Origin of the sequence: Pantoea ananatis LMG 2665, assembly GCF_000710035.2 — a bacterium.
GTDB classification, from domain to species: Bacteria; Pseudomonadota; Gammaproteobacteria; order Enterobacterales; family Enterobacteriaceae; genus Pantoea; species Pantoea ananatis.
Genome location: NZ_JMJJ01000010.1, coordinates 38,507 through 63,623, shown reverse-complemented (window position 1 = coordinate 63,623; position 25,117 = coordinate 38,507). Strand labels below are relative to the sequence as shown.

At 53.0% G+C, this 25,117-nt stretch carries 17 protein-coding genes; 9 read left to right on the top strand and 8 right to left on the bottom strand.

Annotated features, from left to right (window positions below):
- The first annotated feature begins 282 nt into the window (after window positions 1–282).
- From pgi to EL29_RS19275, 5 genes are all read left to right on the top strand, one after another.
- Window positions 283–1,929, top strand: coding sequence for a glucose-6-phosphate isomerase (gene pgi, locus EL29_RS19295; RefSeq protein ID WP_014606951.1), 1,647 nt, complete (start codon window positions 283–285; stop codon window positions 1,927–1,929).
- A gap of 564 nt (window positions 1,930–2,493) precedes the next feature.
- A complete protein-coding gene (gene yjbE, locus EL29_RS19290) occupies window positions 2,494–2,742 on the top strand; it encodes an exopolysaccharide production protein YjbE (protein WP_026020991.1) in 249 nt (82 codons plus the stop codon).
- A gap of 193 nt (window positions 2,743–2,935) precedes the next feature.
- Entirely contained in the window at window positions 2,936–3,583 is a 648-nt protein-coding gene (locus EL29_RS19285; RefSeq protein WP_033766286.1) for a YjbF family lipoprotein, read from the top strand.
- Entirely contained in the window at window positions 3,580–4,323 is a 744-nt protein-coding gene (locus tag EL29_RS19280; RefSeq protein WP_013024143.1) for a capsule biosynthesis GfcC family protein, read from the top strand. Before EL29_RS19285 ends, EL29_RS19280 begins: the two co-directional genes overlap by 4 nt.
- A complete protein-coding gene (locus EL29_RS19275; RefSeq protein WP_013024142.1) occupies window positions 4,323–6,413 on the top strand; it encodes a YjbH domain-containing protein in 2,091 nt (696 codons plus the stop codon). Before EL29_RS19280 ends, EL29_RS19275 begins: the two co-directional genes overlap by 1 nt.
- A gap of 32 nt (window positions 6,414–6,445) precedes the next feature.
- Here the strand turns inward: EL29_RS19275 and metH are convergent, their stop codons facing one another.
- Window positions 6,446–10,129 carry a methionine synthase gene (gene metH, locus EL29_RS19270; RefSeq protein ID WP_033766284.1) on the bottom strand — a complete coding sequence of 1,228 codons (3,684 nt, stop codon included), beginning with the start codon at window positions 10,127–10,129 and terminating at the stop codon, window positions 6,446–6,448.
- 191 nt (window positions 10,130–10,320) lie between these two features.
- Here metH and iclR point away from each other — a divergent pair, with 191 nt between their 5' ends.
- Entirely contained in the window at window positions 10,321–11,151 is an 831-nt protein-coding gene (gene iclR / locus EL29_RS19265) for a glyoxylate bypass operon transcriptional repressor IclR (RefSeq protein ID WP_014595049.1), read from the top strand.
- 136 nt (window positions 11,152–11,287) lie between these two features.
- Here iclR and EL29_RS19260 read toward each other — a convergent pair whose 3' ends face one another.
- Window positions 11,288–12,460, bottom strand: coding sequence for a serine hydrolase domain-containing protein (locus EL29_RS19260; RefSeq protein ID WP_028715925.1), 1,173 nt, complete (start codon window positions 12,458–12,460; stop codon window positions 11,288–11,290).
- Between the two features lie 599 nt (window positions 12,461–13,059).
- On the opposite strand from EL29_RS19260, the gene EL29_RS19255 reads away from it, so the two are divergent.
- The 3 genes from EL29_RS19255 (at window position 13,060) to uxuR (ending at window position 16,949) form a co-directional block, all read left to right on the top strand.
- Complete coding sequence (locus tag EL29_RS19255; protein ID WP_013024138.1) at window positions 13,060–14,589, top strand: MFS transporter; 1,530 nt, start codon at window positions 13,060–13,062, stop codon at window positions 14,587–14,589.
- A gap of 120 nt (window positions 14,590–14,709) precedes the next feature.
- Window positions 14,710–15,972 carry a glucuronide uptake porin UidC gene (gene uidC, locus EL29_RS19250; RefSeq protein ID WP_013024137.1) on the top strand — a complete coding sequence of 421 codons (1,263 nt, stop codon included), beginning with the start codon at window positions 14,710–14,712 and terminating at the stop codon, window positions 15,970–15,972.
- Window positions 15,973–16,178: 206 nt separating this feature from the next.
- Entirely contained in the window at window positions 16,179–16,949 is a 771-nt protein-coding gene (gene uxuR / locus EL29_RS19245; RefSeq protein WP_014595046.1) for a Uxu operon transcriptional regulator, read from the top strand.
- On the opposite strand, the gene aceK is transcribed toward uxuR, so the two are convergent.
- From aceK to EL29_RS19215, 6 genes are all read right to left on the bottom strand, one after another.
- On the bottom strand, window positions 16,907–18,712 hold the full coding sequence (gene aceK, locus EL29_RS19240; RefSeq protein WP_028715924.1) for a bifunctional isocitrate dehydrogenase kinase/phosphatase: 1,806 nt from the start codon (window positions 18,710–18,712) through the stop codon (window positions 16,907–16,909). The two genes, uxuR and aceK, sit on opposite strands and share 43 nt — an antisense overlap.
- Window positions 18,713–18,770: 58 nt before the next feature.
- Window positions 18,771–20,072, bottom strand: coding sequence for an isocitrate lyase (gene aceA / locus EL29_RS19235; protein ID WP_014595044.1), 1,302 nt, complete (start codon window positions 20,070–20,072; stop codon window positions 18,771–18,773).
- A gap of 17 nt (window positions 20,073–20,089) precedes the next feature.
- A complete protein-coding gene (aceB, locus tag EL29_RS19230; RefSeq protein WP_014595043.1) occupies window positions 20,090–21,688 on the bottom strand; it encodes a malate synthase A in 1,599 nt (532 codons plus the stop codon).
- A gap of 262 nt (window positions 21,689–21,950) precedes the next feature.
- Complete coding sequence (gene metA / locus EL29_RS19225) at window positions 21,951–22,880, bottom strand: homoserine O-acetyltransferase MetA (RefSeq protein ID WP_013024132.1); 930 nt, start codon at window positions 22,878–22,880, stop codon at window positions 21,951–21,953.
- 180 nt (window positions 22,881–23,060) lie between these two features.
- Window positions 23,061–23,786: a substrate-binding domain-containing protein gene (locus tag EL29_RS19220; protein WP_028715923.1), complete on the bottom strand. Its 726-nt coding sequence runs from the start codon at window positions 23,784–23,786 to the stop codon at window positions 23,061–23,063.
- Window positions 23,755–24,801 carry an ABC transporter substrate-binding protein gene (locus EL29_RS19215; protein ID WP_014595041.1) on the bottom strand — a complete coding sequence of 349 codons (1,047 nt, stop codon included), beginning with the start codon at window positions 24,799–24,801 and terminating at the stop codon, window positions 23,755–23,757. The genes EL29_RS19220 and EL29_RS19215 overlap by 32 nt, the downstream gene beginning before the upstream one ends.
- Window positions 24,802–25,117 lie beyond the last annotated feature (316 nt).

The window sequence follows — 25,117 nt, the reverse complement described above, 5'->3', positions numbered from 1 at the left end:
AGCGACTACAGTGCTTAATGGCTTCAGCAACGCCACCACTTTCTGATGTGGCACAAGGTATGCGGTCTGCTAACAGGCCATACTTTTCAGCCTTTCCCCCATGGAATCAGGCTGAAATCTTGCCGCATTATTGACCGTAAAACAGCGTGTTTTCATCATGGTGCCTTTATGGCGCAGACAAAATTTTCCTTTCAGTTGCAACTGTGGTCATACTGAAATGCTAACCGGGTACGATGCGACCCCGATGGAATGACGGTTCTTAATATCAACAAGAGTGTTGCCATGAAAAATATCAATCCGACCCAAACCGCAGCCTGGAAAGCGCTGCAAGAGCACTATGAACAGATGAAAACGGCGAAAATTGCCGACCTGTTTGCCCAGGATGCCGATCGTTTTGCTAAATTCTCAGCCACCTTTGACGACCAGATGCTGGTGGATTTTTCGAAAAACCGCATTACTCAGGAAACCCTCGATAAGCTTCAGGCACTGGCAAAAGAGACCGATTTAAGCGGTGCGATTAAGTCTATGTTCTCGGGTGAGAAGATTAACCGCACTGAAGATCGCGCCGTGCTGCACGTCGCGCTGCGTAACCGCAGTAATACGCCGATTATCGTTGATGGCAAAGATGTCATGCCTGAAGTCAACGCCGTGCTGGAAAAAATGAAAGGCTTTTCCGAACGCATTATCGGCGGTGACTGGAAAGGCTATACCGGAAAACCCATTACGGACGTTGTTAACATCGGTATCGGTGGCTCTGACCTCGGTCCCTTCATGGTGACGGAAGCGCTGCGCCCGTATAAAAATCACCTGAACATGCATTTCGTGTCTAACGTCGATGGCACCCACATTGCCGAAACGCTAAAAGATCTGAGTCCTGAAACCACGCTGTTCCTGGTCGCCTCTAAAACCTTCACCACCCAGGAAACCATGACCAACGCCCACAGTGCGCGTGACTGGTTCCTGAAAACGGCCGGCGATCAACAGCACGTTGCGAAGCACTTTGCTGCGCTCTCCACCAATGCCAAAGCGGTAGGCGAATTTGGTATTGATACGGACAACATGTTCGAATTCTGGGACTGGGTAGGCGGTCGCTATTCACTCTGGTCAGCAATTGGTCTGTCAATTATCCTTTCTATTGGCTTCGATAATTTTGAGCAGCTGCTGAGCGGCGCGCACGCCATGGATAAGCACTTCTCAACCACGCCAGCGGAGCAGAATCTTCCGGTGCTGCTGGCGCTGATCGGGATCTGGTACAACAACTTCTTCGGTGCCGAAACAGAAGCCATCCTGCCGTACGACCAATATATGCATCGCTTCGCGGCCTATTTCCAACAGGGAAATATGGAATCGAACGGTAAATACGTTGACCGTGCAGGCCAGCCTGTTACCTATCAGACAGGCCCGATTATCTGGGGCGAACCAGGTACTAACGGCCAGCACGCGTTCTACCAGCTGATTCATCAGGGCACCAAACTGGTCCCGTGCGACTTTATCGCCCCTGCTGTGAGCCACAATGCGCTTGCCGATCACCATCCTAAACTGCTGTCTAACTTCTTTGCCCAGACCGAGGCCCTGGCCTTTGGGAAATCGCGTGATGTGGTTCAGAAAGAGTTCACCGACGCCGGAAAGTCTGCCGAGTCGGTCGCGCATATTGTGCCGTTTAAAGTGTTTGAAGGTAACCGGCCTACTAACTCTATTTTGCTACGCGAAATCACGCCGTTTAGCCTGGGTGCCCTGATTGCCCTGTATGAACATAAAATCTTCACCCAGGGTGCCATTCTGAACATCTTTACCTTCGATCAGTGGGGCGTTGAGCTGGGCAAACAACTGGCAAACCGTATTCTGCCAGAGCTCGAAAATGACAGTGATATTACCAGTCATGACAGCTCCACTAATGCCTTAATTAATCGCTACAAGCGTTGGCGTTAAATTTCCACAGGCACAAAAAGGCGGCTATTTAGTCGCCTTTTTTATTCTATGATGGAGAGTGCAACCCGCTTTTTATCTGAAAAGTCGATATACGGATTGGATAATTCTTAAAATAGGCTGAGGCAAATCCGAAGTTAGCCGGGGTTAAATCATGACAATCTTATTAAAAATGGCCCTAAAACGGCATGCAGCTCATTCTTACCTGTTGTTTTATAATGTTATTTAATTTAACCACGCTTAAGGAAATTCCGATAATTCTTATTCCGTACCAAAGAATACTAAATAAGTAGAAACCGCTTTGCTTTCTCCGTCTTTGCAGACAAATATCCGGCTTTTCAACATAAACTCATGCCTTTAAAATAAGTTAACGCTGAATTTACTTAATTTAGCCCGTTTACGCCCTCACAGACTGACAGGTTTTTACATTACTGAACTCTGGTATTTTGTTGCCCTATACTGGACGCGCCCGTAATGGGTCTGTCCTTCGGCTTTGCGTCAACGGTTTATGCTGTTGTGCAAAAATGTCGGATAGCAATCCTTCATTCACTCAATGTAGGTGTTGTTATGAAAAAACGCATGATTGCCGGTCTGGCATTACTTTACGTAGCCGTCTCTTCCAGTGCGTTTGCCGCGCCGGAAGAAGCTGGTGCTGCAGCGGGCGCACAGGCGGGCACCATGTCCGCAGGTACGACGACCGCTGTAGGTATCGGCGTGCTCGGCGCGTTAGTAGGACTCGGTGTTGCCGCTTCTGGCGGTGGTGACGGGGCAAATACTGGTACAACAACCACAACCACAACGGGCACCACGCGTTGATGGGTACCCTGCTCATTCGGGCTGTAGCAAGGCTGCGAACGCGCATATCACGATTCGTTTGCGCAGGTAAATGAGTCGCTATCAGGATGCCACAGCGTCGGCGGCCTGAACGAGTAAGGGTATGGGAGCTTTAAACATAACCACACTTTCGTGTGGTTATTTTTACTTTGGCATCATTTATCAGGGACACATTGTGCGCCAACTTCCGCTGCTGCTCGTTTGCCTGCTGCTGCAGGCCTGTACACAAACGCAAAAAGGACTCGAACAGACCGTGATGATGGCCATTGAAGGGCCAGAAGATGTCACCGTCACGCCTCAGCAGATTGATAATCTGCCCTATGCCAGCCTGTATGCCCGAATCAATGATGGCCAGCGCATTTTTGTCGTGCTGGGTTATAACGAAAATGGCCAGCAAAAGTGGGTCACTCGCGATCAATCGATGCTGGTCACCGCACATGGCAGGCTGATCAAAACGCTGGGCCTGCCTGACAATCTGACAGACGTCAGCAATTTACAGCAGGATCCGCTGGCTAAAGGACTGCACCTCAGCAACGGAGACAGCTGGACGCGAATTGTTCAGTGGACCGTTCAGGGCAACGTCCATAGCGGAACCCTGAGCTCAACCTTCACGCGGGGCGATGACGAGGTGCTGGATATTGCGGGGAACCGCATTGCCTGCCGCGTCTGGCATGAGCAGCTTCATATCGACAGCCTGGATCGCGAGTGGCAAAACACGTTCTGGATCGACAACAGTAGCGGTCAGGTCGTGCAGTCCCGACAAATGCTGGCTGCCGATGCATTCCCTGTTGATATCACCATTCTGAAGCCGGCAAAATCATGAAAAACATAACACGCTTGTTGGCAGGAATGAGCCTGCTCACCACCCTGGCCGCTCAGGCCGCAGGTCAGGTTACCGTGCATGCCCCCCACGATACCCAGAGTGTTCAGGTTAACCAGGTGGAAAACCTGGCACAGCTGGTGACTCAGCCCGCGCTGATGACAAAGACTGACTGGCGACGCGCCGTTATTGCCGAGCGCGGGGCAACGGCAGTCGCGCAGCAGCAGTATCAGCAAACGCTGGCGCAGTTGCGCGCCTGGCGTGCCGACAGTAGCGGAGAGCAGGCTGCGGCAATTGATGCCGTTATTCATCAGTTAAGCGGTATCCGGGTGACCGGGCGGCAGTTCACCTCCCTGGATCCCGACTGGATCCGTCTGCACACGATGGATAACCGCCGCCTGGAAGGCAGCTACGATCTCTACCTTACCCAGCCCAGCACCAGCGTCCTGTTGTTTGGCCCCATCGCGGGTGCCGGTGCCGTGAACTGGCAGCCAGGGAAATCCGTACGGGATTACCTGAGCGAGCACCCCCGCCTGGCTGGAGCAGAACGTAATATCGCGATTGTGATTGCGCCGGACGGCACGACGCGGGAAGCGCCTGTGGCCTACTGGAATCACCGCCACGTTGAACCCGAACCCGGCAGCATCATTATGACGGGCTTCTCGTCGTGGAGCCTGCCAGGCGCGTTTAAAGACCTGAATGATCGCCTTGTTTCTGTTCTGACTCACCGGATACCAGACTGATGAAAAAACGTTATCTTCTCAGCCTGTTGGCTGTTTCTGTGGCAAGCGCCTGTCAGGCCCATGCGGAAATGTATGCCGCGCCGGTAACGCCTTCGCAGTCTGATTTTGGCGGCGTGGGCCTGATGCAGGTGCCCACCGCGCGTATGGCGAAAGAGGGCGAATTTAGCCTGAACTTCCGCGATAATGATCAGTATCGCTACTATTCTGCTTCACTGCAGCTTTTTCCCTGGCTGGAAACAACCGTGCGTTATACCGATGTGCGCACCCGGCGTTACAGCGCGGTGGAAAGTTTCAGCGGCAACCAAAGCTATAAAGATAAAGCTTTCGACCTGAAGCTGCGCCTGTGGCAGGAAGGTTACTGGCTGCCGGAGGTCTCGTTTGGTACCCGCGATCTGGGCGGCACCGGCCTGTTCGACAGCGAGTACCTGGTCGCCACCAAAGCCTGGGGGCCGTTCGACTTTACGTTGGGTATGGGCTGGGGCTATCTGGGCAACAGCGGAACCGTGAAAAATCCCTTCTGTTCCTACAGCGACAGCTACTGTCAGCGTCCCGGCGTCGGTCAGGCGGGATCGATCAATGGCTCGCAGATGTTCCACGGCCCTTCGGCGGTATTTGGCGGGATAGAATACCAGACGCCCTGGCAGCCGCTGCGCCTGAAGGTGGAATACGAAGGTAACGATTACAAGGATGATTTCGCCGGACGCCTGCCGCAGCGCAGCAAGGTCAACGTCGGTGCAATCTACCGCGTCACTGACTGGGCCGATATCAATGCCAGCTATGAGCGCGGCAATACTTTTATGTTCGGCTTCACCATTCGCACCAACTTCAACGATATGCATCAGGATCATATCGACAGTCCGAAACCTGCGTACAACCCGAACCCGCAACCTAAGCTGCTGGAAACCACGGTGACAGGTAATCAGCTGTCTGAACTGAAGTACAACGCAGGCCTGGCTGGTCCAAAAATCCAGACCAAAGGCAGCACGCTGTACGTATCAGGCGAGCAAACCAAATACCGTGACACGCGTGAAGGTGTGGATCGCGCGAACCGCATCATCATGAATCATCTCCCAGACGGTATTGAGACCATAAACGTGACGGAGTCGCGTTACAACATGCCTCAGGTCACGACAGAAACCTCCGTTGCCAGCCTGCGCAACGAGCTGGGGGGTTATCCATTAGGGCATGAAAAGCCGTTACAACAGGTCCGCACAGATCCGGTTGATCCGGAGCCTACCGAGCAGGGCATGTTTATTCGCAAAGAGCGCCTGAGTTACAGCCTGTCGCCGGTACTTAACCAGTCTGTGGGCGGCCCGGAAAGTTTCTATCTGTACCAGGTTGGCGTGATGGGCAACGTCGATTACTGGCTCACCGATCACTTGCTGGTAGGCGGTAGCCTGTTTGCTAACGTTGCGAACAATTACGACAAATTTAACTACAACGGCGCACCTGCGGATTCCACGCTGCCACGCGTGCGTACGCACATTCGCGACTACGTTGAGAACAACGTTTACGTTAACGATCTGCAAGCCAACTACATGGATTATCTGGGTAATGGATTCTATGGCCAGGTCTACGGCGGCTATCTGGAAACCATGTATGGCGGCGTAGGCGGCGAAGTCCTTTATCGTCCGGTAGACAGCAACTGGGCCGTTGGCGTGGATGCTAACTATGTGCGCCAGCGTGACTGGGATGACATGATGAGATTCACCCGTTACGAAGCGCCTACCGGCAACCTTACCGGCTACTGGCGCCCCTGGTTTATGGAGAACGTCTTAGTGAAAGCCAGCGTCGGGCAGTATCTGGCGAAGGATAAAGGCGTCACGATTGATCTCTCTAAGCGCTTCGACAGTGGCGTGATGGTTGGCGTTTATGCCACAAAAACCAACGTATCATCGCAACAGTATGGCGAAGGTGACTTTACTAAAGGCTTCTATATCTCCATCCCCATGGATCTGTTTACCGTTACGCCAACCCGTGGCCGTGCGCAGATTAACTGGGTACCGCTCACCCGTGATGGTGGCCAGATGCTGGGAAGGAAGTACCAGCTGTATGACATGACCTCGGACCGTGACGCCCGGTTTAACTAAAAAAGAGGCAGCCATCAGGCTGCCTTGTTTTTTTAGTCGGCGTCGTAACCCAGATTGGGGGCCAGCCAGCGCTCCACTTCGCTTACCGACATGCGCTTACGCGCCGCATAGTCCTCAACCTGATCGCGCTGAATCTGCGCCACGGCGAAGTAGCGGCTGTCAGGGTGGCTGAAGTACCAGCCTGATACCGAGGCGCCCGGCCACATGGCAAAAGACTCCGTGAGTTTCATACCCGCGTGCGTTTCCACATCCAGCAGCGCCCAGATAGTGGCTTTCTCAGTGTGTTCCGGACAGGCCGGATAGCCCGGCGCCGGGCGAATGCCCTGATAATTTTCGCGGATGAGCGCCTCATTACTGAGGTGCTCATCGGGAGCAAAACCCCAAATTGTTTTGCGCACCTGTTCGTGCAGATATTCGGCGAAGGCTTCGGCTAAGCGGTCCGCGATAGCTTTGACCATAATCTTGTTGTAGTCGTCCTGCTGCTTATCGTAAGCCTCGGCCAGCGCATCTTCTTCCAGCCCGCCCGTAACGGCAAAAGCCCCGATATAATCAGCTTTACCGCTGCTTTTCGGCGCCACAAAATCGGCCAGACAGTAGTTGGCAAAGTCGGTTTTTTCCGTTTGCTGCCGCAGATGATGGCTGATGTTCAGCAGCGTATCGCGCTGCTCATCCGCAAAGATATGAATATCGTCGCCCACGCGATTAGCCGGGAACAGGCCGACCACGCCGCGTGGCGTCAGCGCTTTTTCGTCACTCAGCTTATCCAGCATCGCGTTAGCATCGGCAAACAGTCGTTTCGCTTCATCGCCCACGACCTCATCCTCCAGGATGCGCGGGTATTTGCCAGCCAGCGACCAGGTCATAAAAAAGGGCGTCCAGTCGATGTAATTGCGCAGCACGTCAATGCCCGCGTCAACGCGCCTGACACCGACGTGCTTCGCTACGGGCGGTGTATAGCTGTCCCAGTCAATCTTCGTCGCGTTGTCGCGCGCAGCGCTGAGTGACACCGGCGGCGTGCGCGGTTTTTTACGCGCATGCTGAATACGCACGGTTTCATATTCTTTGCGGGTGCGCGCAACGAAGTCATCCCTGAGCGTATCCGATAGCAGGGATGACACGACACCCACCGTGCGCGAGGCGTTTTGCACATAAACGGTGGGCCCGCTGTAGTGCTGTTCGATTTTCACGGCGGTATGGGCTTTAGACGTGGTGGCGCCACCAATCAACAGCGGCAGCGTAAATCCCTGACGCTCCATCTCTTTCGCCATGTTGACCATTTCATCCAGCGACGGCGTGATGAGCCCAGAAAGACCAATGATGTCAGCCTTCACTTCGCGCGCGGTCTTGAGGATTTTCTCGCCCGGCACCATCACGCCGAGGTCGATAATCTCATAGTTATTGCACTGCAGGACCACGCCAACAATGTTTTTGCCAATGTCGTGGACGTCGCCTTTTACCGTTGCCAGCACCACCTTGCCGTTACTGCGTCCGGCTTCTTTACTGGCCTGAATGTAGGGTTCAAGCCAGGCGACGGCCTGTTTCATCACGCGGGCCGATTTCACGACCTGCGGCAGGAACATTTTGCCTTCACCAAACAGATCCCCCACCACATTCATGCCGGACATCAGCGGCCCTTCAATCACGTCTATCGGGCGCGCGGCCTGCTGACGGGCTTCTTCCGTGTCCTGTTCAATAAACTCGGTGATGCCTTTGACCAGTGAGTATTCCAGCCGTTTCACCACGTCCCAGCCGCGCCATTCAGCCTGCTGCTTTTCATCCGCACTGTCGCTTTTATTGCGGCGGTATTTTTCCGCCAGCGCCAGTAATCGCTCAGTACCGTCGGCGCGCCGGTTAAGGATCACGTCCTCAACGGACTCACGCAGTTCGTCAGACAGGTCGTCATAAATGGCCAACTGCCCGGCGTTCACGATTCCCATGTCCATACCGTTACGGATGGCGTAATAGAGAAACACCGCGTGAATCGCCTCACGAACCGGATCGTTGCCCCGGAACGAGAACGAGACGTTAGATACGCCACCCGAGATCATCGCATGGGGCAGTTCACGTTTAATGTCTTCGCAGGCCCCAATAAAATCCATCGCGTAGTTGTTGTGTTCGTCGATACCGGTCGCAACGGCAAAAATATTGGGATCGAAAATGATGTCCTCAGGCGGAAACCCCACCTGTTGCGTCAGGATCTGGTAGGCGCGGCGACAGATCTCAATCTTCCGCTCACGCGTATCGGCCTGCCCCACCTCATCGAAGGCCATCACCACCATGGCGGCCCCGTAGCGGCGGACAAGGCGGGCATGGTGGATAAATACGGCCTCACCTTCTTTCATTGAGACGGAGTTGACGATGCCTTTTCCCTGAATACACTGCAGCCCTTTCTCAATAACCTCCCATTTCGAGGAGTCGATCATAATTGGCACGCGGGCAATATCGGGCTCACCCGCAATCAGGTTGAGGAAACGCACCATCGCGGCTTCCGCGTCCAGCATTCCCTCATCCATATTGATATCAATAATCTGGGCACCGCTCTCAACCTGTTGTAACGCGACTTCCAGCGCCTCATGATATTTATCTTCTTTAATCAGGCGCTTAAATTTAGCAGAGCCGGTAACGTTGGTGCGTTCTCCCACGTTCACAAATAACGATTCTGCACTGATATTCAGCGGTTCAAGACCCGAAAGACGGCAGGCAACGGGCAGTTTGGGGCGCTGACGTGGCGCAACGCCTTCCACGGCCGCCGCCATGGCAGCGATGTGCTGTGGCGTGGTGCCGCAGCAGCCGCCAACAATGTTCAGAAAGCCGGCGTTGGCCCATTCCCCAATCTGCTGCGCCATCACTTCTGCATCAAGATCGTATTCGCCGAAGGCGTTGGGCAAACCGGCATTGGGATGGGCAGTGACATAGCCTTCGGCGATGCGTGACAGTTCAGCAACATACTGGCGTAGTTCATCCGGCCCCAGTGCGCAGTTCAGACCAAAGGATAAGGGTTCTGCATGGCGCAACGAATTATAAAAGGCTTCGGTAGTTTGTCCGGAAAGCGTGCGGCCTGAAGCATCGGTGATGGTGCCGGAGATCATCAACGGCAGCGCCACGTCAAGGGCTTCCATCTCTGCTTTCACCGCAAAGACAGCCGCTTTGGCGTTGAGCGTATCGAATACCGTTTCAATCATGATGATGTGGCAACCGCCTTCCACCAGCGCCCGGGTGGACTCACGATAGGCGTCCACCAACTGATTGAAGGTGATATTACGGAACGCCGGATCGTTAACATCGGGTGAGATCGAGCAGGTGCGGTTGGTGGGGCCCAGTACGCCCGCGACATAGCGCGGTTTATCTGGCGTTTTTGCCGTCCACGCATCTGCGCAGGTACGCGCCAGCTTCGCGGCCGCGAAGTTAATCTCTGCCGACAGGGCTTCCATCTGGTAGTCCGCCATCGCAATGGAGGTGGCATTAAAGGTATTGGTTTCGAGAATATCCGCACCGGCGGCCAGATACGCATCATGGATCTCGCGAATCACCTCTGGTTTACTTAGCACCAGCAGATCGTTATTGCCTTTGAGATCGCAGGGCCAGTCAGCAAAACGGCTGCCACGAAAATCGTGTTCGTCCAGTTTATAGCTCTGGATCATGGTGCCCATTCCACCATCTAATACCATAATGCGGTGGGCAAGTTGCTGATGCAGCGCGTCGGTTAGATTGCTCACGGTTGTCTCATCCACGTCAATGCGCTGGTGAAATACCAGCCAGTCATTCTTGCATAAGGTCATGATGCCTCAAAGTAACCTTAGCGGAGATTTTCAGGGAAGTGATTATCAGGTCTGACCAGCACGTCAGCGTTTGCATTCAGGCAGATTAAAACGAAAATGGTTTCCACTATGTGAAAAGGAGAAACAGAATGGCAACGCCCGTCGCCGCGAAACGCGGAAAAAAACCCCGTGGCACCCCTGCCCCCTCAGCGCCCGCAGGCGGTCAGGTTCAGTCACTGACCCGTGGGTTAACGCTGCTGGAGTTGATCGCTAATTCACATGGCAGCGTCGCGCTTACCGAACTCGCGCAGCAGGCCGGGTTGCCTAACTCCACAACACATCGCTTGCTGACCACTATGCAGCAGCAGGGGTTTGTGCGCCAGGAGGGCGATTTAGGCTACTGGACCATGGGGGCACATGCGTTTGTGGTTGGCAGCAGTTTTTTACAGAGCCGGAACCTGCTGGCGCTGGTCCACCCGGTGCTGCGTACGCTGATGGAAAACTCGGGTGAAACGGTCAATCTGGCGGTGCTGGACCTCAGCGATTTTCAGGCGGTGATTATCGATCAGGTACAGTGTACGCAACTGATGCGCATGTCTGCACCGATCGGCGGCAAACTGCCAATGCATGCATCGGGCGCAGGTAAAGCTTTTCTGGCGCATCTCAGCGACGAGCAGGTCACCGCTCTGCTGCATCAGAAAGGCCTGCATTACTACACGCCCAATACGCTGATGTCACCTCAGAGTCTGAAAACCAATCTGGCACAGATCCGGACTCGGGGATTTTCTTTCGATGACGAAGAACATGCGCTCGGTTTGCGTTGTGTGGCGGCCCCCATTTACGATGAGCACGGCGAGCCATTTGCGGCGCTTTCCATCTCTGGGCCTATTGCCCGCATGACGGACGACCGCATCACCGAACTGGGCGCGCTGGTCATCCGCGAAGCCCGTCAGGTCACCCTGGCGTACAGTGGCCGTTAAAGAAATGCCGCCCGCCTCACCCGATAACGCCAGCGCGCTCTTCATGCTTTCTCAACCGCAGCCTTTATAAGAAACAGCCTGTGGACTGGCCAGCGCCGCCCTAAAAGGGGGCGCCCGCCGTCAGTCCAACAATCCATTACGCAAGACCGCTATATACGGCATCGCGCAGCATCACGGGGAACTGACCGTTTACCCCCTCCGGCGTCGTGTTTGTCATGGCTAGTACACAGAGTTCTTTTTGGCGATCAACAAACCAGGTATGGCCGTAAGCGCCGCTCCACGACAGCGTGCCCGCTGACTGAGGCGACCCGGCCGCATCGGGATCGGCAAGCAGTGCCCAGCCCACACCAAATCCCCATCCCGGTCCCTGCGTGGCATATTTCGCGGCAACGTGTTCCTGCGTCATATAGTCAAAGCTGTCGCGCGTAATCAGCGGCGCGCCCTGCCGCCGGATCGTTTCCAGCAATTGCATGAAATCGGGGGCCGTCCCTGCCATTCCCCCGCCGGCGCACGGCCAGGCATCGGGTTTGAGAATACGGTCAGGACAGAAAATGGCTGCGCCCTCACCAAAAGGTATTCGTTGATTCTCGCCTATCGCCGTGGGCACCGGGCTGTCATCGGTGTACACCGTGGTTAAACGCGCCTCATCTCTGACGGTAAACAGCGTATCTTTCATCCCGAGCGGTTCCGTGACCACATGACTTACCAGATCCGGCAGACGCTTACCGGTTGCCCGCACCATGATTTCGCCCAAAACATCAATGCCCAGGGAATAACGCCAGCCGCTTCCCGGTTCAAACTGCAGCGGAGTGCCTGCCAGGCGTTGTAGATTCTCTTCGATGGATAATCCCGGTTGATAGTCGATCCCATCAGACACGTTCAGGGTGTGATAAAGGGAATCAGCCGGCGCGGAATAACGGTAACGTAAACCTGACATGTGACTCAGGAGATGTCGCACCCGGATGGTTGCAGGTTTCCCCTCTTCCAGGCAGGGACGGAAATCGGGAAGCCAGCGCGTAATGTCGTCATCCAGCGTCATGTACCCTTGTTCGATCAGGCGCATTGCCGTCAGGCTCACGATGGGTTTGGTCAGCGAGGCAAGGCGGAAAATCGCATCCAGCGCCATGCCTTTCTTCTGCTCTCTGTCAGCCAGACCCGCCGCTCGCTGATACATTAATTCGCCGGCTTGGGCTACCATCACCGTACAACCGACAATGCGCTGTGCATCAATCGCCTGATCGATAACCGCATCCATAGCGGCTTCAAGTTTTGCAGAGGATGGAACACGTCCTGATGTAAAATAAATCATTATCGATTCCTTGAATAATTTCAAAAAAAATAAAAAGCGTTATTTTCATTACTTTTATACATTACAAGAAGAATAGATTTTATATATTATCCACCACCTTATTTAACAAAAACCCCAAACAAGACCCACATCAAATAACATCCTTCTCACATAATAAAACATCCCATTCATTTAACTGGTCAACCAAAAGTTGACTTTGAGTCTAACTTATGGACATCCAGGGGATTTGTGATCGACCTCTTTTTTTTAAAAGAGCAGACTGATTACCATGCATTCGCACTACAAGCAAAAAATACACTGACAGATAATCAACATAGCCTTCACTGTGTTGACTTAACCACCGTCAACACTGGTTAACCAAAATAAAGTTCATTTGACATTAAACATCAGAACGGGAATCAACCCACTTATTTTAAACATTAAAACCAACCAACAATAAAAAACAAAAGGAGGAACATTATTTAAACAAAGCGTCGATTCAATTTAACCGTTTTCTCCTATTACAAATTAACTAAAAAACAATTCTCTTCATCTTCACGATCGCACAACAACCTGAAGATGTTTTCTGACCGTTACGCTGAATTAATCAAGGGAACATTATGATGACAACAACAATACCGCCACGCAGGAAGGTGGGCACGGGCACCGCAATAGGCTATGGCATTACCGATATTTTTGGCGGTGGCTCCATGGCGCTAATTGGGACTTGGTTGCTTTTTTTCTATACGACATTTTGTGGTCTTTCGATGCTCGAGGCGAGCTCCATTTTTGCTATCGCCCGCATCATTGACGCTATTCTCAGCCCGATAATGGGCTATATCACCGATAAGTTTGGCAGCACCCGCCTCGGTAAACGTTTTGGCCGACGCCGCTTCTTTCTGCTCATCAGCGCCCCGCTGATGTTTATCTATGCGCTGGTCTGGGTCAGCGACATGAGCTACTGGTACTATCTTGGAACCTATCTCGCGGTAGAGTTACTGGTGGCGATGGTGTTAGTGCCCTGGGAAACCCTGGCGGCAGAGATGACCAACGATTTTGGCGAGAGAACCCGTATGGCGGCAATCCGCCTGACGTTTTCTCAGGTGGGCACCTTCCTCACCGCCTCAGTACCGGGCGTTATGATCCAGTATTTTGGTCAGGACTCTGCCCTGACATTCACCTACACCGGTATCCTGTTTTCATGCCTGTTTTTTATTGTGGTGCTGATTACCTGGTCCTGTACCTGGGAATCGAAAGACATGAATCCCGAAGAGTTTGAGCGACTTAACGCCGGGCCAAGTATTGGACTGATATCCCACCTGAAAAATATGTTTATCGAGCTGGCCACCACCTTCAAAATCAAAATATTCAGACAGCACTTGATTATCTATATTTCATCATTTACGGCGCTGGATATTTTCATAGCGGTGTTTGTTTATTTCGTCGTATATGGCCTGAGCCTGGATGCGGCAAACGCGTCAGCCTATCTTTCGATTGCCACCTCCGTATCCATTCCCGCGACGCTGCTTTTCATGTTTATGCTGGACAAGCTGAATATCAGGCCCGCCCTGGCCATGCGTATTTCTTATCTGTGTATTTTTGCTGTACTCGGTTATCTCATTTTGATGTATATCGGCCATAGCGCTGTGTCTTCCTGGTGGCTCACCACGCTGGTATTTGTTCTGTTAGGTTTTGGCCGCGCAGGGCTTTATTTTATTCCCTGGAATATTTACAGCTTTATTCCTGATGTGGATGAAATGGTCACACGTCAACGGCGTGAAGGCGTCTTTGCTGGCGTGATGACGCTGATGCGCAAAAGTACCGTGGCCGTCGCAATTATGATAGTCGGTGCCGTACTGGAGCACAGTCATTTCGTCAAAGGGCAGTTAATTCAGCCAGAAAGTGCGCTGAATGCAATTACTGGTCTGCTGGTCTTTGGCTCCGGTGGTTTATTACTCATCAGCTTATATATGACCTTCAAATTTAAACTGACCCGTGAAACGCATCGGGTTCTGGTGAAAGAAATTGATCGCCTTAAGGCCGGCGGGAATAAAGCCGACTGTACACCCGAAACCAAAGTCGTGGTGAAGGCCCTGACCGGCTACGACTATGAACAGGTGTGGCAGCAGGATAATAACGCACGCCCTTAATTCAACCAGGCCAGTTCTTGAGTGGGTTGCACGTTACGCATGGCTGATCCCATCGGATAGCAGCCCGTTCTGCCTGCGCCTGAACGTAATGAAAATACTTAATACGCCAGGGATTCCTTTATGAACACACGTTTTTTTCGCTGCATGGCCATCGCTTTGCTGCTGTGTCCCTCGCTGCTGTACGCCGCAGCCATTAATGATAATGAAGACAGTTTAAGAATTCGTTTAAAGAATGATTTTCGACGAGCAGACAAGCCGAGTGCAGGTACCGGGCGTGATATCTACGCCTGGGTACAAGGCGGGCTCATTGATGTGAACACCCGCTACTATTCTGACTTTATTGGTATCAGCGCGGGTGCCTATTACGTATACAAACTGGGGGCGAAAGACGGCTGGAGCACCCGCTACTATCTGGATGGGCACGATAGCTTTGGCGTGGCAGTCGGCGCGGTCAAGCTTAAACCCGCCGATAATCTCTACTTAACCATTGGGCGGTTTGGTACCGACTATGGTTACGGCAGTCTCCCCTACCGCATTCCACTGATCGCCGATAATTCGTCCCGCACGATACAGACGATTTCTGAAGGCGTCCTGGCCCGTTTTGAGGCAACAGAAAACCTGGAATTCTGGTCAATGTGGCGTAAACGCGCCTTCTACTATGTCGATTCGGCAACCGGCGTGCGTGATGAAGGGGTGATTGACAGCGCAACAGGTAAGTACCATCCCCGCCGGGGACGCGGCTATTTGGTGGGATCATGGCACGATGCGTCGTCACGCTATTCGTTGGGGGCGTCTTATCAGCAAGATGTCTCAACCCAGGTGCAGAGCATTTTTGAAAAAACGCATACCTTTTCCAACGACCATACACTGAAGTGGGAGCTTATGGGATTTTATGGTCAGGTAGAAGGGATGAGTAAGCCTCTTAGTTACCATCACGAGACCGCCTTAATTTCCGGACGCTTAACTTACTCTTTTGATAAGGCAAGATTGTTTGGCGCCGTGGGCAAACTGACCCATGATATCGATGGGCGCATTGTCTACACCGATATTGGCTATCCCGACTCTCTGAGCATCGACCGCAACAAGGAAAACATGTTATCCGCGCAGTTTGGCGGGCAGTATTTCTTTAATCAAAACGTCGGTGTCATGCTGGGGCCAGTTATCACCAGAGGTTACGAAGACAAGCAGCGTAATACTAAAATTAACGGGCTCGGACTCATGGGAGCGGTGATGTATAACGTTACCGATGGGCCATTCAAAGGACTGAATATGTACGTGGCTGCTGACCGTGCCAGAGAGAAGCGGCCCGGCAGCGCGCTGGGCGATAAACTTTATTACTGGGATGTGAAAACCGGCGTGCAATACGATTTTATGTTGAAGTAACGACGCATCCATTACGTCGCACAGGTGTTTCAAAAGTGGCATCGTATGATGTCACTTTTAATAAAAACCGCAATTAATTGTTAAATAAGGGATAAATCCCCTTTTCATCTGGTCAACCAGTTTATCTTAACGTGCGCAAAACCCTGTTACCTTACCCGTTGGGTGATATAGTTTTCGCCGGAACGGTATCTGACGGGAGCATAATTATGAGGTCTGTCTCTCAGCAGCGGCCCTATCAGCAAGTGGGTATAAAAATCCGGCAACTGATTCTGGAGACGCCTTACCGCTCGGGTCAGCGTTTGCCGCCAGAACGTGAAATTGCTGACATGCTCGACGTCAGCCGCACCGTGGTTCGCGAGGCGTTGATTATGCTGGAAATTGAAGGGCTAATCGAAGTCAGACGCGGTGCTGGTATTTATGTGGTGGAGCACAAAAATCCATTACGTATTGAAGAAGTGAACACGCATTTTTGCAACGATGCCGGCCCGTTTGAACAGCTTCAGGCACGACAGCTACTGGAAAGTAATATCGCCGAATTCGCCGCGCTTCAGGCCACGCGGGAAGATATCGTCAAAATGCGTCAGGCCCTGCTGTTAGAAGAGCGCGAACTGGCAAGCTGCTCGCTGGAAAACTCAGAGAGCGGTGACATGCATTTTCATCTTGCCATTGCCGAAGCAACGCATAACAGCATGCTGGTCGAACTGTTTCGCCAGTCATGGCAATGGCGTGAAAATAACCCTATGTGGATTCAGTTGCACAGTCACCTGGGCGATACGCTTTATCGTAAAGCATGGTTGATCGATCACCGACAGATTCTTGCTGCACTCATCAAGAAGGACGCACGCGCTGCAAAGCTGGCGATGTGGCAACATCTTGAAAACGTGAAACAGCGCCTGCTGGAGTTTTCCAATGTTGATGACCTTGATTTCGATGGTTATCTGTTTGATTCATGGCCGCTGGCAAAAACGGACGGCTGAATGCCTGCAGTAGCAGGCACACGTGACGACGTCGTCAACGTGCTGCCGTAACGGATGCAGAAACGCTGGGCATGCTGCCAGGCGATCACGTCCTCAATATGCCCCTGAGCGATGCGCTGCTGTTGTGCACGCCACCAGCTAGCCTCAAAAATTTCCGGATGCCGCTGTTGCAGTAGCGCGCCTGTGGCAGGCTCGCTGCATAATGCATAGCGGAAGGTTTCAGGAAATACGTCATCCGGCCCCACGCTGTACCAGGGCTCCGCACTGAGCTCATCTTCTTCATATCGCGCCTGAGGAACCTCACGAAAATTGAGTTCCTGCATAGGGCGGATTTCATCGTAATCATAAAACACGACGCGCCCGTGTCGGGTGATGCCAAAGTTTTTAAACAGCATGTCGCCGGGAAAGATGTTGGCGGCAGCCAGCTGTTTGATCGCATTGCCATACTCTTCAATGGCGTGCTGGCGTTGGTTTTCACTGGCCTGCGCCAGGTAAAGATTCAGGGGCTGCATCCGACGTTCCAGCCAGAGGTGGCTGATGATCAGGCGATCGCCCTCAATACGTATCTTTCCGGCAATCGTGTGTTGAAATTCCTCCAGTAGCGCGGGAGCGATACGCGCGAGCGGCAACGCAAACTGTTCAAAAGCCTGTGTATCGGCCATGCGCCCCACACGGTCGTGCTCTTTGACCTGCTGATAACAGGCCCTGACCTGCATTTCTGTGACCTCTTTTTGCGGTGCAAACCGATCTTTGATGACTTTAAATACCCGATCAAAGCCCGGTAATGTGAACACCAGCATCACCATGCCACGAATACCCGGTGCAATCTCAAACGCGGCGTCGGTTTGCGCCAGCGCCTGGAGATATTCCCGATAGCTTTCCGTTTTGCCATGTTTTTGACAGCCGATAGCCATATAGCGCTCTGCCAGGGTTTTACCCGGCAATACAGGCTTGAGCCAGGCCACCAGCGCCGCCGGCAGCGGCGCATAGACCATGAAATAAGCGCGGGCAAAGCCAAACACGATGCTCGCGTCATTGACGTCCGTGAGGCAGGTATCAATCCACAGTTCGCCCTTATCGCTGCGCTGAATCGGCAACAGACAGGGAAATATGCCGTCGGGCAGGTGCAGCCGGGCAACAATCCAGGCGGTTTTGTTGCGAAAAAACAGCTCACTGCACACGTCCAGCCAGCCCTGCTTCAACTGGGCGGCGGAAAACTGCTCGCGCAAATGGCGGTGAATCCACGCTTCATCGCGCGCCCGATCCTGCCATGGCAGCGTTAAAGGCAGGTCGCGCAGTACCTGATGGAACAGCGCTTGCCAGCCCTGATGTGGCAGATAGGTCCGCGCCAGAGGGCGCGCAGGGGAAGTTTGCGTTGAGGCTGGCTGAGAGCTGAAAATAAACAGGCGTTTCGGCTGCAGTGCATTATGGCCATGCAACCGGCAATACACCGAATTAAAGAAGCTCTCGGCAATTTCGTAGCGCGGATAGCCGGGCAACAGGGTTTCGTAATGGCTTTTAATCGTCAGCCAAAAGTCATCGTCCCAGTGTGCCGCCCCGTTCAGCACGCGCAGTTGATCGGCGACTAATGCCACGTGATGATCGTAAAGATGAATACGCGCCTTCATCGCCTGCTGTACCGCCTGCCATTCGGCCTGTTCAAAACGCTGTTGTGCGCCTGCGGTAATGTCGAGAAAACGACCATACTGCGCGTCAAAACCCTGCAGAATGGTGTGAGCAATCAGTGATTCGCGTGGCGGCATGATTCACTCCTGAAAAAGCCCGCCCGCAGATGCCGGGCGGGAAAGACACAGACTCAACTCAAAACTGATGCTCCTCGGTGGACCCTGTCAGGGCCGTCACCGATGACTTGCCGCCCTGAATCGTGTTGGTCACCTGATCGAAATAGCCTGTTCCGACCTCCTGCTGATGCGATGAAAAGCTGTAACCCCGTTCGCGCGCAGCAAACTCCGGCTGCTGAACTTTTTCCACATAGTGGCGCATGCCTTCGCCCTGAGCGTAAGCGTGCGCAAGATCGAACATGTTGAACCACATGCTGTGGATGCCCGCCAGCGTAATGAACTGAAAGCGATAGCCCATGTCACTGAGCGCCTGCTGGAAGGCCGCAATGGTTTTGTCATCCAGATTCTTTTTCCAGTTAAACGAAGGCGAACAGTTGTAAGCCAGCAGCTTGCCTGGATAGCGGGCGTGAATCGCATCGGCAAAACGCTGGGCCATGGCCAAATCCGGGGTGGAGGTTTCACACCAAAGGACATCGGCGTAAGGGGCGTAAGCCAGTCCACGGCTGATTGCCTGCTCAATGCCGGCGTTGGTGCGGAAAAAACCTTCCGCCGTGCGGTCGCCGCGTATAAATGGGCGGTCGTATTCGTCACAGTCAGACGTGATCAGGTCTGCAGCATCCGCATCGGTCCGCGCCAGCAGGATCGTGGGTACGCCCATGACATCGGCAGCCAGACGCGCCGCCACCAGCTTCTGTATCGCCTCCTGGGTTGGCACCAGCACCTTACCGCCCATATGACCGCATTTCTTCACCGCCGCCAGTTGATCTTCAAAGTGCACGGCCGCCGCGCCTGCGCTGATCAATGACTTCATCAGTTCAAACGCATTCAGCACGCCACCAAAGCCCGCTTCTGCATCGGCAACAATGGGCAGAAAATAGTCGATATAGCGGCTGTCTCCCGGTTCTGTGCCGTTAGCCCACTGAATCTGATCGGCGCGCTGGAATGTCTGATTAATACGGGTGACCACCTCAGGCACGGAGTTGACCGGATAAAGCGACTGATCCGGATACATTTGTCCTGCTACGTTGGCATCAGCAGCGACCTGCCAGCCAGACAGGTAGATCGCTTCTATACCGGCCTTTGCCTGTTGCAGAGCCTGACCGCCCGTTAATGCTCCCAGACTGTTGATATAGCCTTTTTTGGCGTCGCCATTGAGCAGCGACCAGAGCTTCACCGCCCCCCGCTCTGCCAGAGTACAGGCCGGCACAACAGAGCCCCGCAGGTTAATCACTTCCTCTGCGCTGTACGGGCGGGTAATGCCCTGCCAGCGCGCGTCCTGCCACTGTTTTTCGAGTTGCTGAATATGTTGAGTACGTGTCATGGCAACGGCTCCTTAAGTCAGGGAAGCAGGCGGTAGCCTGGCAGAGTCAGAAAGGAAACCAGTTCGTCCTGAGTTGTGATCTGCGCCATCAGGCGCGCCGCTTCCTCATAACGACCTGAACTGAATGTCTTATCGCCCAGATGCATCTGTAGCGTTTGCAGCTCATCGTTCAGCAGTTGCTGGAAGAGCGCGGCCGTGACCGGCTGTCCATCGAGCAGAGATTTCTGATGGCGGATCCATTGCCAGATTGAAGTCCGGGCAATTTCTGCAGTTGCGGCATCTTCCATCAGGCCATCGATGGGGACACAGCCATTGCCGCTAATCCAGGCTTCCAGATACTGCAACGCCACCCGAATATTGGCGCGCATGCCCGCTTCGGTTCTGTCGCCTTCGCAGGGTGCCAGAAGCTGCTCTGCCGTTATCGGGCTGTCATCCTGCCGCAGAATGTTGAGCTGATTGGGGCGTTCACCCAGTACCTGGTTGAAGACTGACATCGCCGTGTCTGCCAGACCGGGATGCGCGATCCAGGTACCGTCATGTCCGTTGTTGGCTTCACGCTGTTTATCTTCAGTTACGCGCTGCAGCACCCATTCATTGCGCGCGCTATCTTTGCTGGGAATGAGCGCTGACATGCCGCCCATGGCAAAAGCACCACGGCGATGGCAGGTTTGGATCAGCAGTCGTGAGTAAGCATCCAGAAAAGGCTGAGCCATGGTTACAGACTGCCGGTCGGGCAGAATCCGATCGGCATGTTCGCGCAGCGTTTTGATATAGCTGAAAATATAATCCCAGCGGCCGCAGTTCAGCCCCACGATATGATCCCGCAGATTCCACAGGATCTCGTTCATCTGGAATACCGCCGGTAGCGTTTCGATCAATACGGTGGCTTTTATGGTGCCGCGAGCCAGATCAAAACGATCCTCGGCAAAGCTAAAGATATCCCGCCACCACGCAACTTCCTGCCAGCTCTCAGTTTTAGGCAGATAAAAATAGGGGCCACTGCCTTTTGCCAGTAAGGCTTCCGCGTTATGAAAAAAGTAGAGAGCAAAATCAAACAGACCACCGGGAATCGCATTGCCCTGCCAGCTAACATGTTTTTCAGACAGATGCAGTCCACGTACCCGGCACATCAATACCGCAGGATCGGCCCGTAGCTGATAGATTTTTCCGTTCTCGCTGGTATAGCGCAGCGTTCCCGCCACGGCTTCCCGTAAGGTTTGCTGTCCGTCAATGAGTTTTTCCCAGCAAGGTGCCAGCGAGTCCTCAAAGTCGGCCATAAACACCTTTACGTTAGCATTCAAGGCGTTAATCACCATTTTGCGATCGGGCGGACCGGTGATCTCAACGCGACGATCCTGTAAATCGGCCGGAATACCACGGATCGTCCACGCTCGCTCTCTTATGGAAACCGTTTCCATATCAAAGTCAGGTAACCCGCCGGAATCGTACTCTTTTTGCCGGACCTGACGTGCGGCTAACAATCTCTCACGCTGGGGTGCAAAACGCGTCACCAGTTCCTGCAGAAAAGCGATGGCGTCGGGAGTAAGCAACTGCTTTTCCGCATCGCTAAAGGGTTTACTGAAAAGTAATTCACTGTTGATAACCGAGTCTGTCATGTCTGCTCTCTCCTGTTTACAGGCGGATCAACATGGATGATCCACAGATAGGGTAATTATTGAGCTACAGGATCAGAGCATATTCATTTTAATTTTAAAATCAAAAACTATTTCCATTTTTAATGTAAAAACAACTTATCATAATGATTAATAAATGATTTATTTTATTGTTTAACAGGTAATACTTTTCACTCACGTTTTACAGACGAAAAAAAACCGTGCTGCCAGCGGCTAACACGGTTCAGTTGTCGCTAAAAAAGGATTATTCCAGCGTGGGATTCATATGGCGCAGATCAAACGGCGTAATCTGGTAGACGTAATAATTCAGCCAGTTTGAAAACAGCAGGTTTCCATGGCTACGCCAGGTGGCGCGCGGTGTAAGCTGCGGATTATCCTGTGGGAAATAGTTATAGGGTACTTCAGGATTCAGCCCGGCTTCATAGTCGCGTTGAAACTCTCCCGCCAGCGTCAGTGCATCGTACTCCGGATGCCCGGTCACAAACGCCAGCCTTTTGTCTTTGCTCGCCATCAGATACGCGCCGGTTTGTTCCGATTCAGCAAATAATTCCAGATCGGTATAATCCGTGATGAGCTGCGTCGGGAAATCAGCGTAACGTGAATGGGGAGCGAGGAAATTATCGTCGAATCCCCGCGTCAGTAAGGAATGGGGATGCAGTATCTGATGCTCAAAGACGCCCGCCAGTTTAGTCTGCCGGGTCTGTTTAGGAATGCCATATAAAATGTTTAATGCTGCCTGGACGGCCCAACAGACAAACAGCGTTGAGGTGACATGGTCTTTCGCCCACTCCAGCACCTGTTTTATCTGCGGCCAGTAAGCCACATCGTTAAATTCAACCAGGCCCAGCGGCGCACCTGTCACGATTAAGCCATCGTAGTTATCGTGCTGAATATCGTTAAAATTGCAGTAGAAGTTGTTGAGATGATCGCTGGGTGTATTCCGCGACTCCCGGCTGTCGATGCGCAGTAGCTGGATATCGATCTGCAGCGGTGAGTTGGAGAGTAAGCGCAGAAACTGGTTTTCCGTCTCAATCTTCTTGGGCATGAGATTAAGAACCAGCACTTTAAGCGGACGGATCTCCTGAACACTGGCACGTGACGACGTCATCACAAAGACGTTTTCGTTACGTAAAAAATTCACTGCCGGTAATTCGTCGGGGACCCTGATTGGCATAGCTTAATCACCTCTAGTAACCATATATACGTTTAGACATCCAGACAGCCAAAGATAACCAGTTAAAGGCTAAATGTCGAGTCTGCATATCAACAGGTGAAAAAGTTTCAAGGCGCGGGGCAGAGATGTGACATCTCGCTAAGCGCGCCCCTGCGAAAAAGAAATTGAAAGCCTGTTCTGTCACTGGCTGAGGGACAGAAAACCGTACTGGCGTAAAATCTGTTGCGCCGTATCGGAACTCAGGAATGCCGCGAGCGGCCTGGCAGCGGCGGACAGCGTGGCCCAGCCGTATCGTGCCTGGACATTGTAAGCGGAAGGAATGTTAAAAACCCGAAGCTGGGAAAAACGAGCCAGGCGAGGCGCATAGCTGGCGTAGCCGATAAACAGCTCAGCATGGCCTGCATTGATAATCCACTGCGCCGCCAGGTCACCCGCAGGCACAGGCAAGCTGTCTGGTCCGCCAACCATCGCGATCGCTCTTTGCCTGAGTGCATCGCCACAACCGGGATGGCGCTGTTCGATATGGTCAAACAACTGCAGGGTGTAATCACCTGAGGGATCGCAAAGCGGCGTTGAGGTTCCCAGCCGCAAATCCTCACGGAGTAATAGCGACAGCCAGTCATCCTGTTCAATGACGCAATCACGTTTAGCCGTCAGGCAAAGCCTGTTATTTGTAAAATGGCCGGTATGATCTGCCAGGCCTTGTTGGCGCAGCTTTTCTGGATGCTGTAGGTTAGCCGACACAAACAGGTCGCATATTTCACCCTGTTCAATGCGCTGACGCAGCAGGCCGACCGGCCCATACTGAGTATTTGCTTTTAAGCCGGATTCGGCATGGAAGGCGGTCATGAGCATCTTCCACACGTCACGCAGGCTACCTGCTGCCAGAATCTGTAGATTTCTCATGGTATGACGTCCGGTAGAACCGTTGATACCAGCGATTAGCCTGCTGCTGCATATCGATGTCGCGGAATTTATCTGGGTAGAGTTTTTTCGCCATCCACAGTTCGCCTAACCCTATGGCCTCCGGCATGGGATAGCCCCATGCCTTGGCATACTCAGGCATCAGCCATACCCGGTGATGTTTCACTGCATCAATGGTTCGCCAAAGGGGATTCTGTTGAATCTCCTTTACCACCTGTGGATAGCGGTCCTGAACGAAGATGACCTGTGGGTTCCATACGACAACCTGCTCCATGCTGACCTGCCTGAATCCCTGAATCGACGAGGCCGCCACGTTAAGGGCACCGGCATGCGCCATCATCAGGCCGGTATATTTACCCGCTCCGTAGGTGGTCAGATCGGGATTAGCCATATAGGCGCGAACACGCTGCTGCTCGGGGATATTTTTGAGACGGTCGGTGACGATCTGACGACCGGCGAATGCCGCTGAGATTAACGCTTTGGCCTGCTGCTGCCTGTTGACGACTTCCCCAATCAGCGTAATCCCCTCTTTTATACCCAGGTCGTACGCCTGATCTTCGTTTTGCATATTGGGGTTGATCTCACCCTGCTGTCCGGCGTCGTCATGGCGCAATGAAATTGCCAGGACCGGAATACCCAATGCAGAGATTTGGTCAATCATCTCTTTTGGCGCATAGTTAGTGACAAATACCACCTGTGGATGCAGCGCAACCAGCTTTTCCAAATCCACGTGGGTCAAATCACCCAGCAGCGCTTTATGCGTCAGTTCAGGTACCAGCGTCGCGTAATTGTCCCCTAGCTGCTGCTTCCAGTTAGCGAGAATCCCTACGATTTTATCTGTCGCGTTTAACTGCACCAGGAGATTCAGCGTTTGATGCTGAAGCACGACCACACGATCAACCCGATCTGGAATCGTAACGGTGCGGCCAATTTGATCGGTCACAACACGGCTGGCGTAACTGTTTAAGGCGGTAAGCGTCACTATGCCTGCAAGCATCAGGCGCTTTAATGTTGTATTCAATAAGGTTTCCCCGAAGCGTAATGCAAGAGATTATATAGCGCTTATCTGTCGCAAGGTAGCCTCTTGATGCGCATACCTGACCGCTGCTGTGCTCCTTTATCCTGTTTCCGAATCGGCGTCACCGAAACACCAGAAAGGTAAAAAGAGAACGGATGCGCTAAAACCATCAAGGCTGCGGAACTGGCCTTTAACGGAATCATGTTGACAGCTGACAGCGGGATACAGCTTCGCCCAGGTGGACAGGGCTTTGTGAACGTGTTCAGGCTGTACAGGCGAAGGTCAGATAAATCAC

What these genes read in the sequence shown, in the direction of transcription:
- pgi (WP_014606951.1), top strand. Translation starts at nt 283, where the DNA reads ATGAAAAATATCAATCCGACCCAAACCGCAGCCTGGAAAGCGCTGCAA.
- yjbE (WP_026020991.1), top strand. Translation starts at nt 2,494, where the DNA reads ATGAAAAAACGCATGATTGCCGGTCTGGCATTACTTTACGTAGCCGTC.
- EL29_RS19280 (WP_013024143.1), top strand. Translation starts at nt 3,580, where the DNA reads ATGAAAAACATAACACGCTTGTTGGCAGGAATGAGCCTGCTCACCACC.
- EL29_RS19275 (WP_013024142.1), top strand. Translation starts at nt 4,323, where the DNA reads ATGAAAAAACGTTATCTTCTCAGCCTGTTGGCTGTTTCTGTGGCAAGC.
- iclR (WP_014595049.1), top strand. Translation starts at nt 10,321, where the DNA reads ATGGCAACGCCCGTCGCCGCGAAACGCGGAAAAAAACCCCGTGGCACC.
- EL29_RS19260 (WP_028715925.1), bottom strand. Translation starts at nt 12,460, where the DNA reads ATGATTTATTTTACATCAGGACGTGTTCCATCCTCTGCAAAACTTGAA.
- EL29_RS19255 (WP_013024138.1), top strand. Translation starts at nt 13,060, where the DNA reads ATGATGACAACAACAATACCGCCACGCAGGAAGGTGGGCACGGGCACC.
- uidC (WP_013024137.1), top strand. Translation starts at nt 14,710, where the DNA reads ATGAACACACGTTTTTTTCGCTGCATGGCCATCGCTTTGCTGCTGTGT.
- uxuR (WP_014595046.1), top strand. Translation starts at nt 16,179, where the DNA reads ATGAGGTCTGTCTCTCAGCAGCGGCCCTATCAGCAAGTGGGTATAAAA.
- aceK (WP_028715924.1), bottom strand. Translation starts at nt 18,712, where the DNA reads ATGCCGCCACGCGAATCACTGATTGCTCACACCATTCTGCAGGGTTTT.
- aceA (WP_014595044.1), bottom strand. Translation starts at nt 20,072, where the DNA reads ATGACACGTACTCAACATATTCAGCAACTCGAAAAACAGTGGCAGGAC.
- aceB (WP_014595043.1), bottom strand. Translation starts at nt 21,688, where the DNA reads ATGACAGACTCGGTTATCAACAGTGAATTACTTTTCAGTAAACCCTTT.
- metA (WP_013024132.1), bottom strand. Translation starts at nt 22,880, where the DNA reads ATGCCAATCAGGGTCCCCGACGAATTACCGGCAGTGAATTTTTTACGT.
- EL29_RS19220 (WP_028715923.1), bottom strand. Translation starts at nt 23,786, where the DNA reads ATGAGAAATCTACAGATTCTGGCAGCAGGTAGCCTGCGTGACGTGTGG.
- EL29_RS19215 (WP_014595041.1), bottom strand. Translation starts at nt 24,801, where the DNA reads ATGCTTGCAGGCATAGTGACGCTTACCGCCTTAAACAGTTACGCCAGC.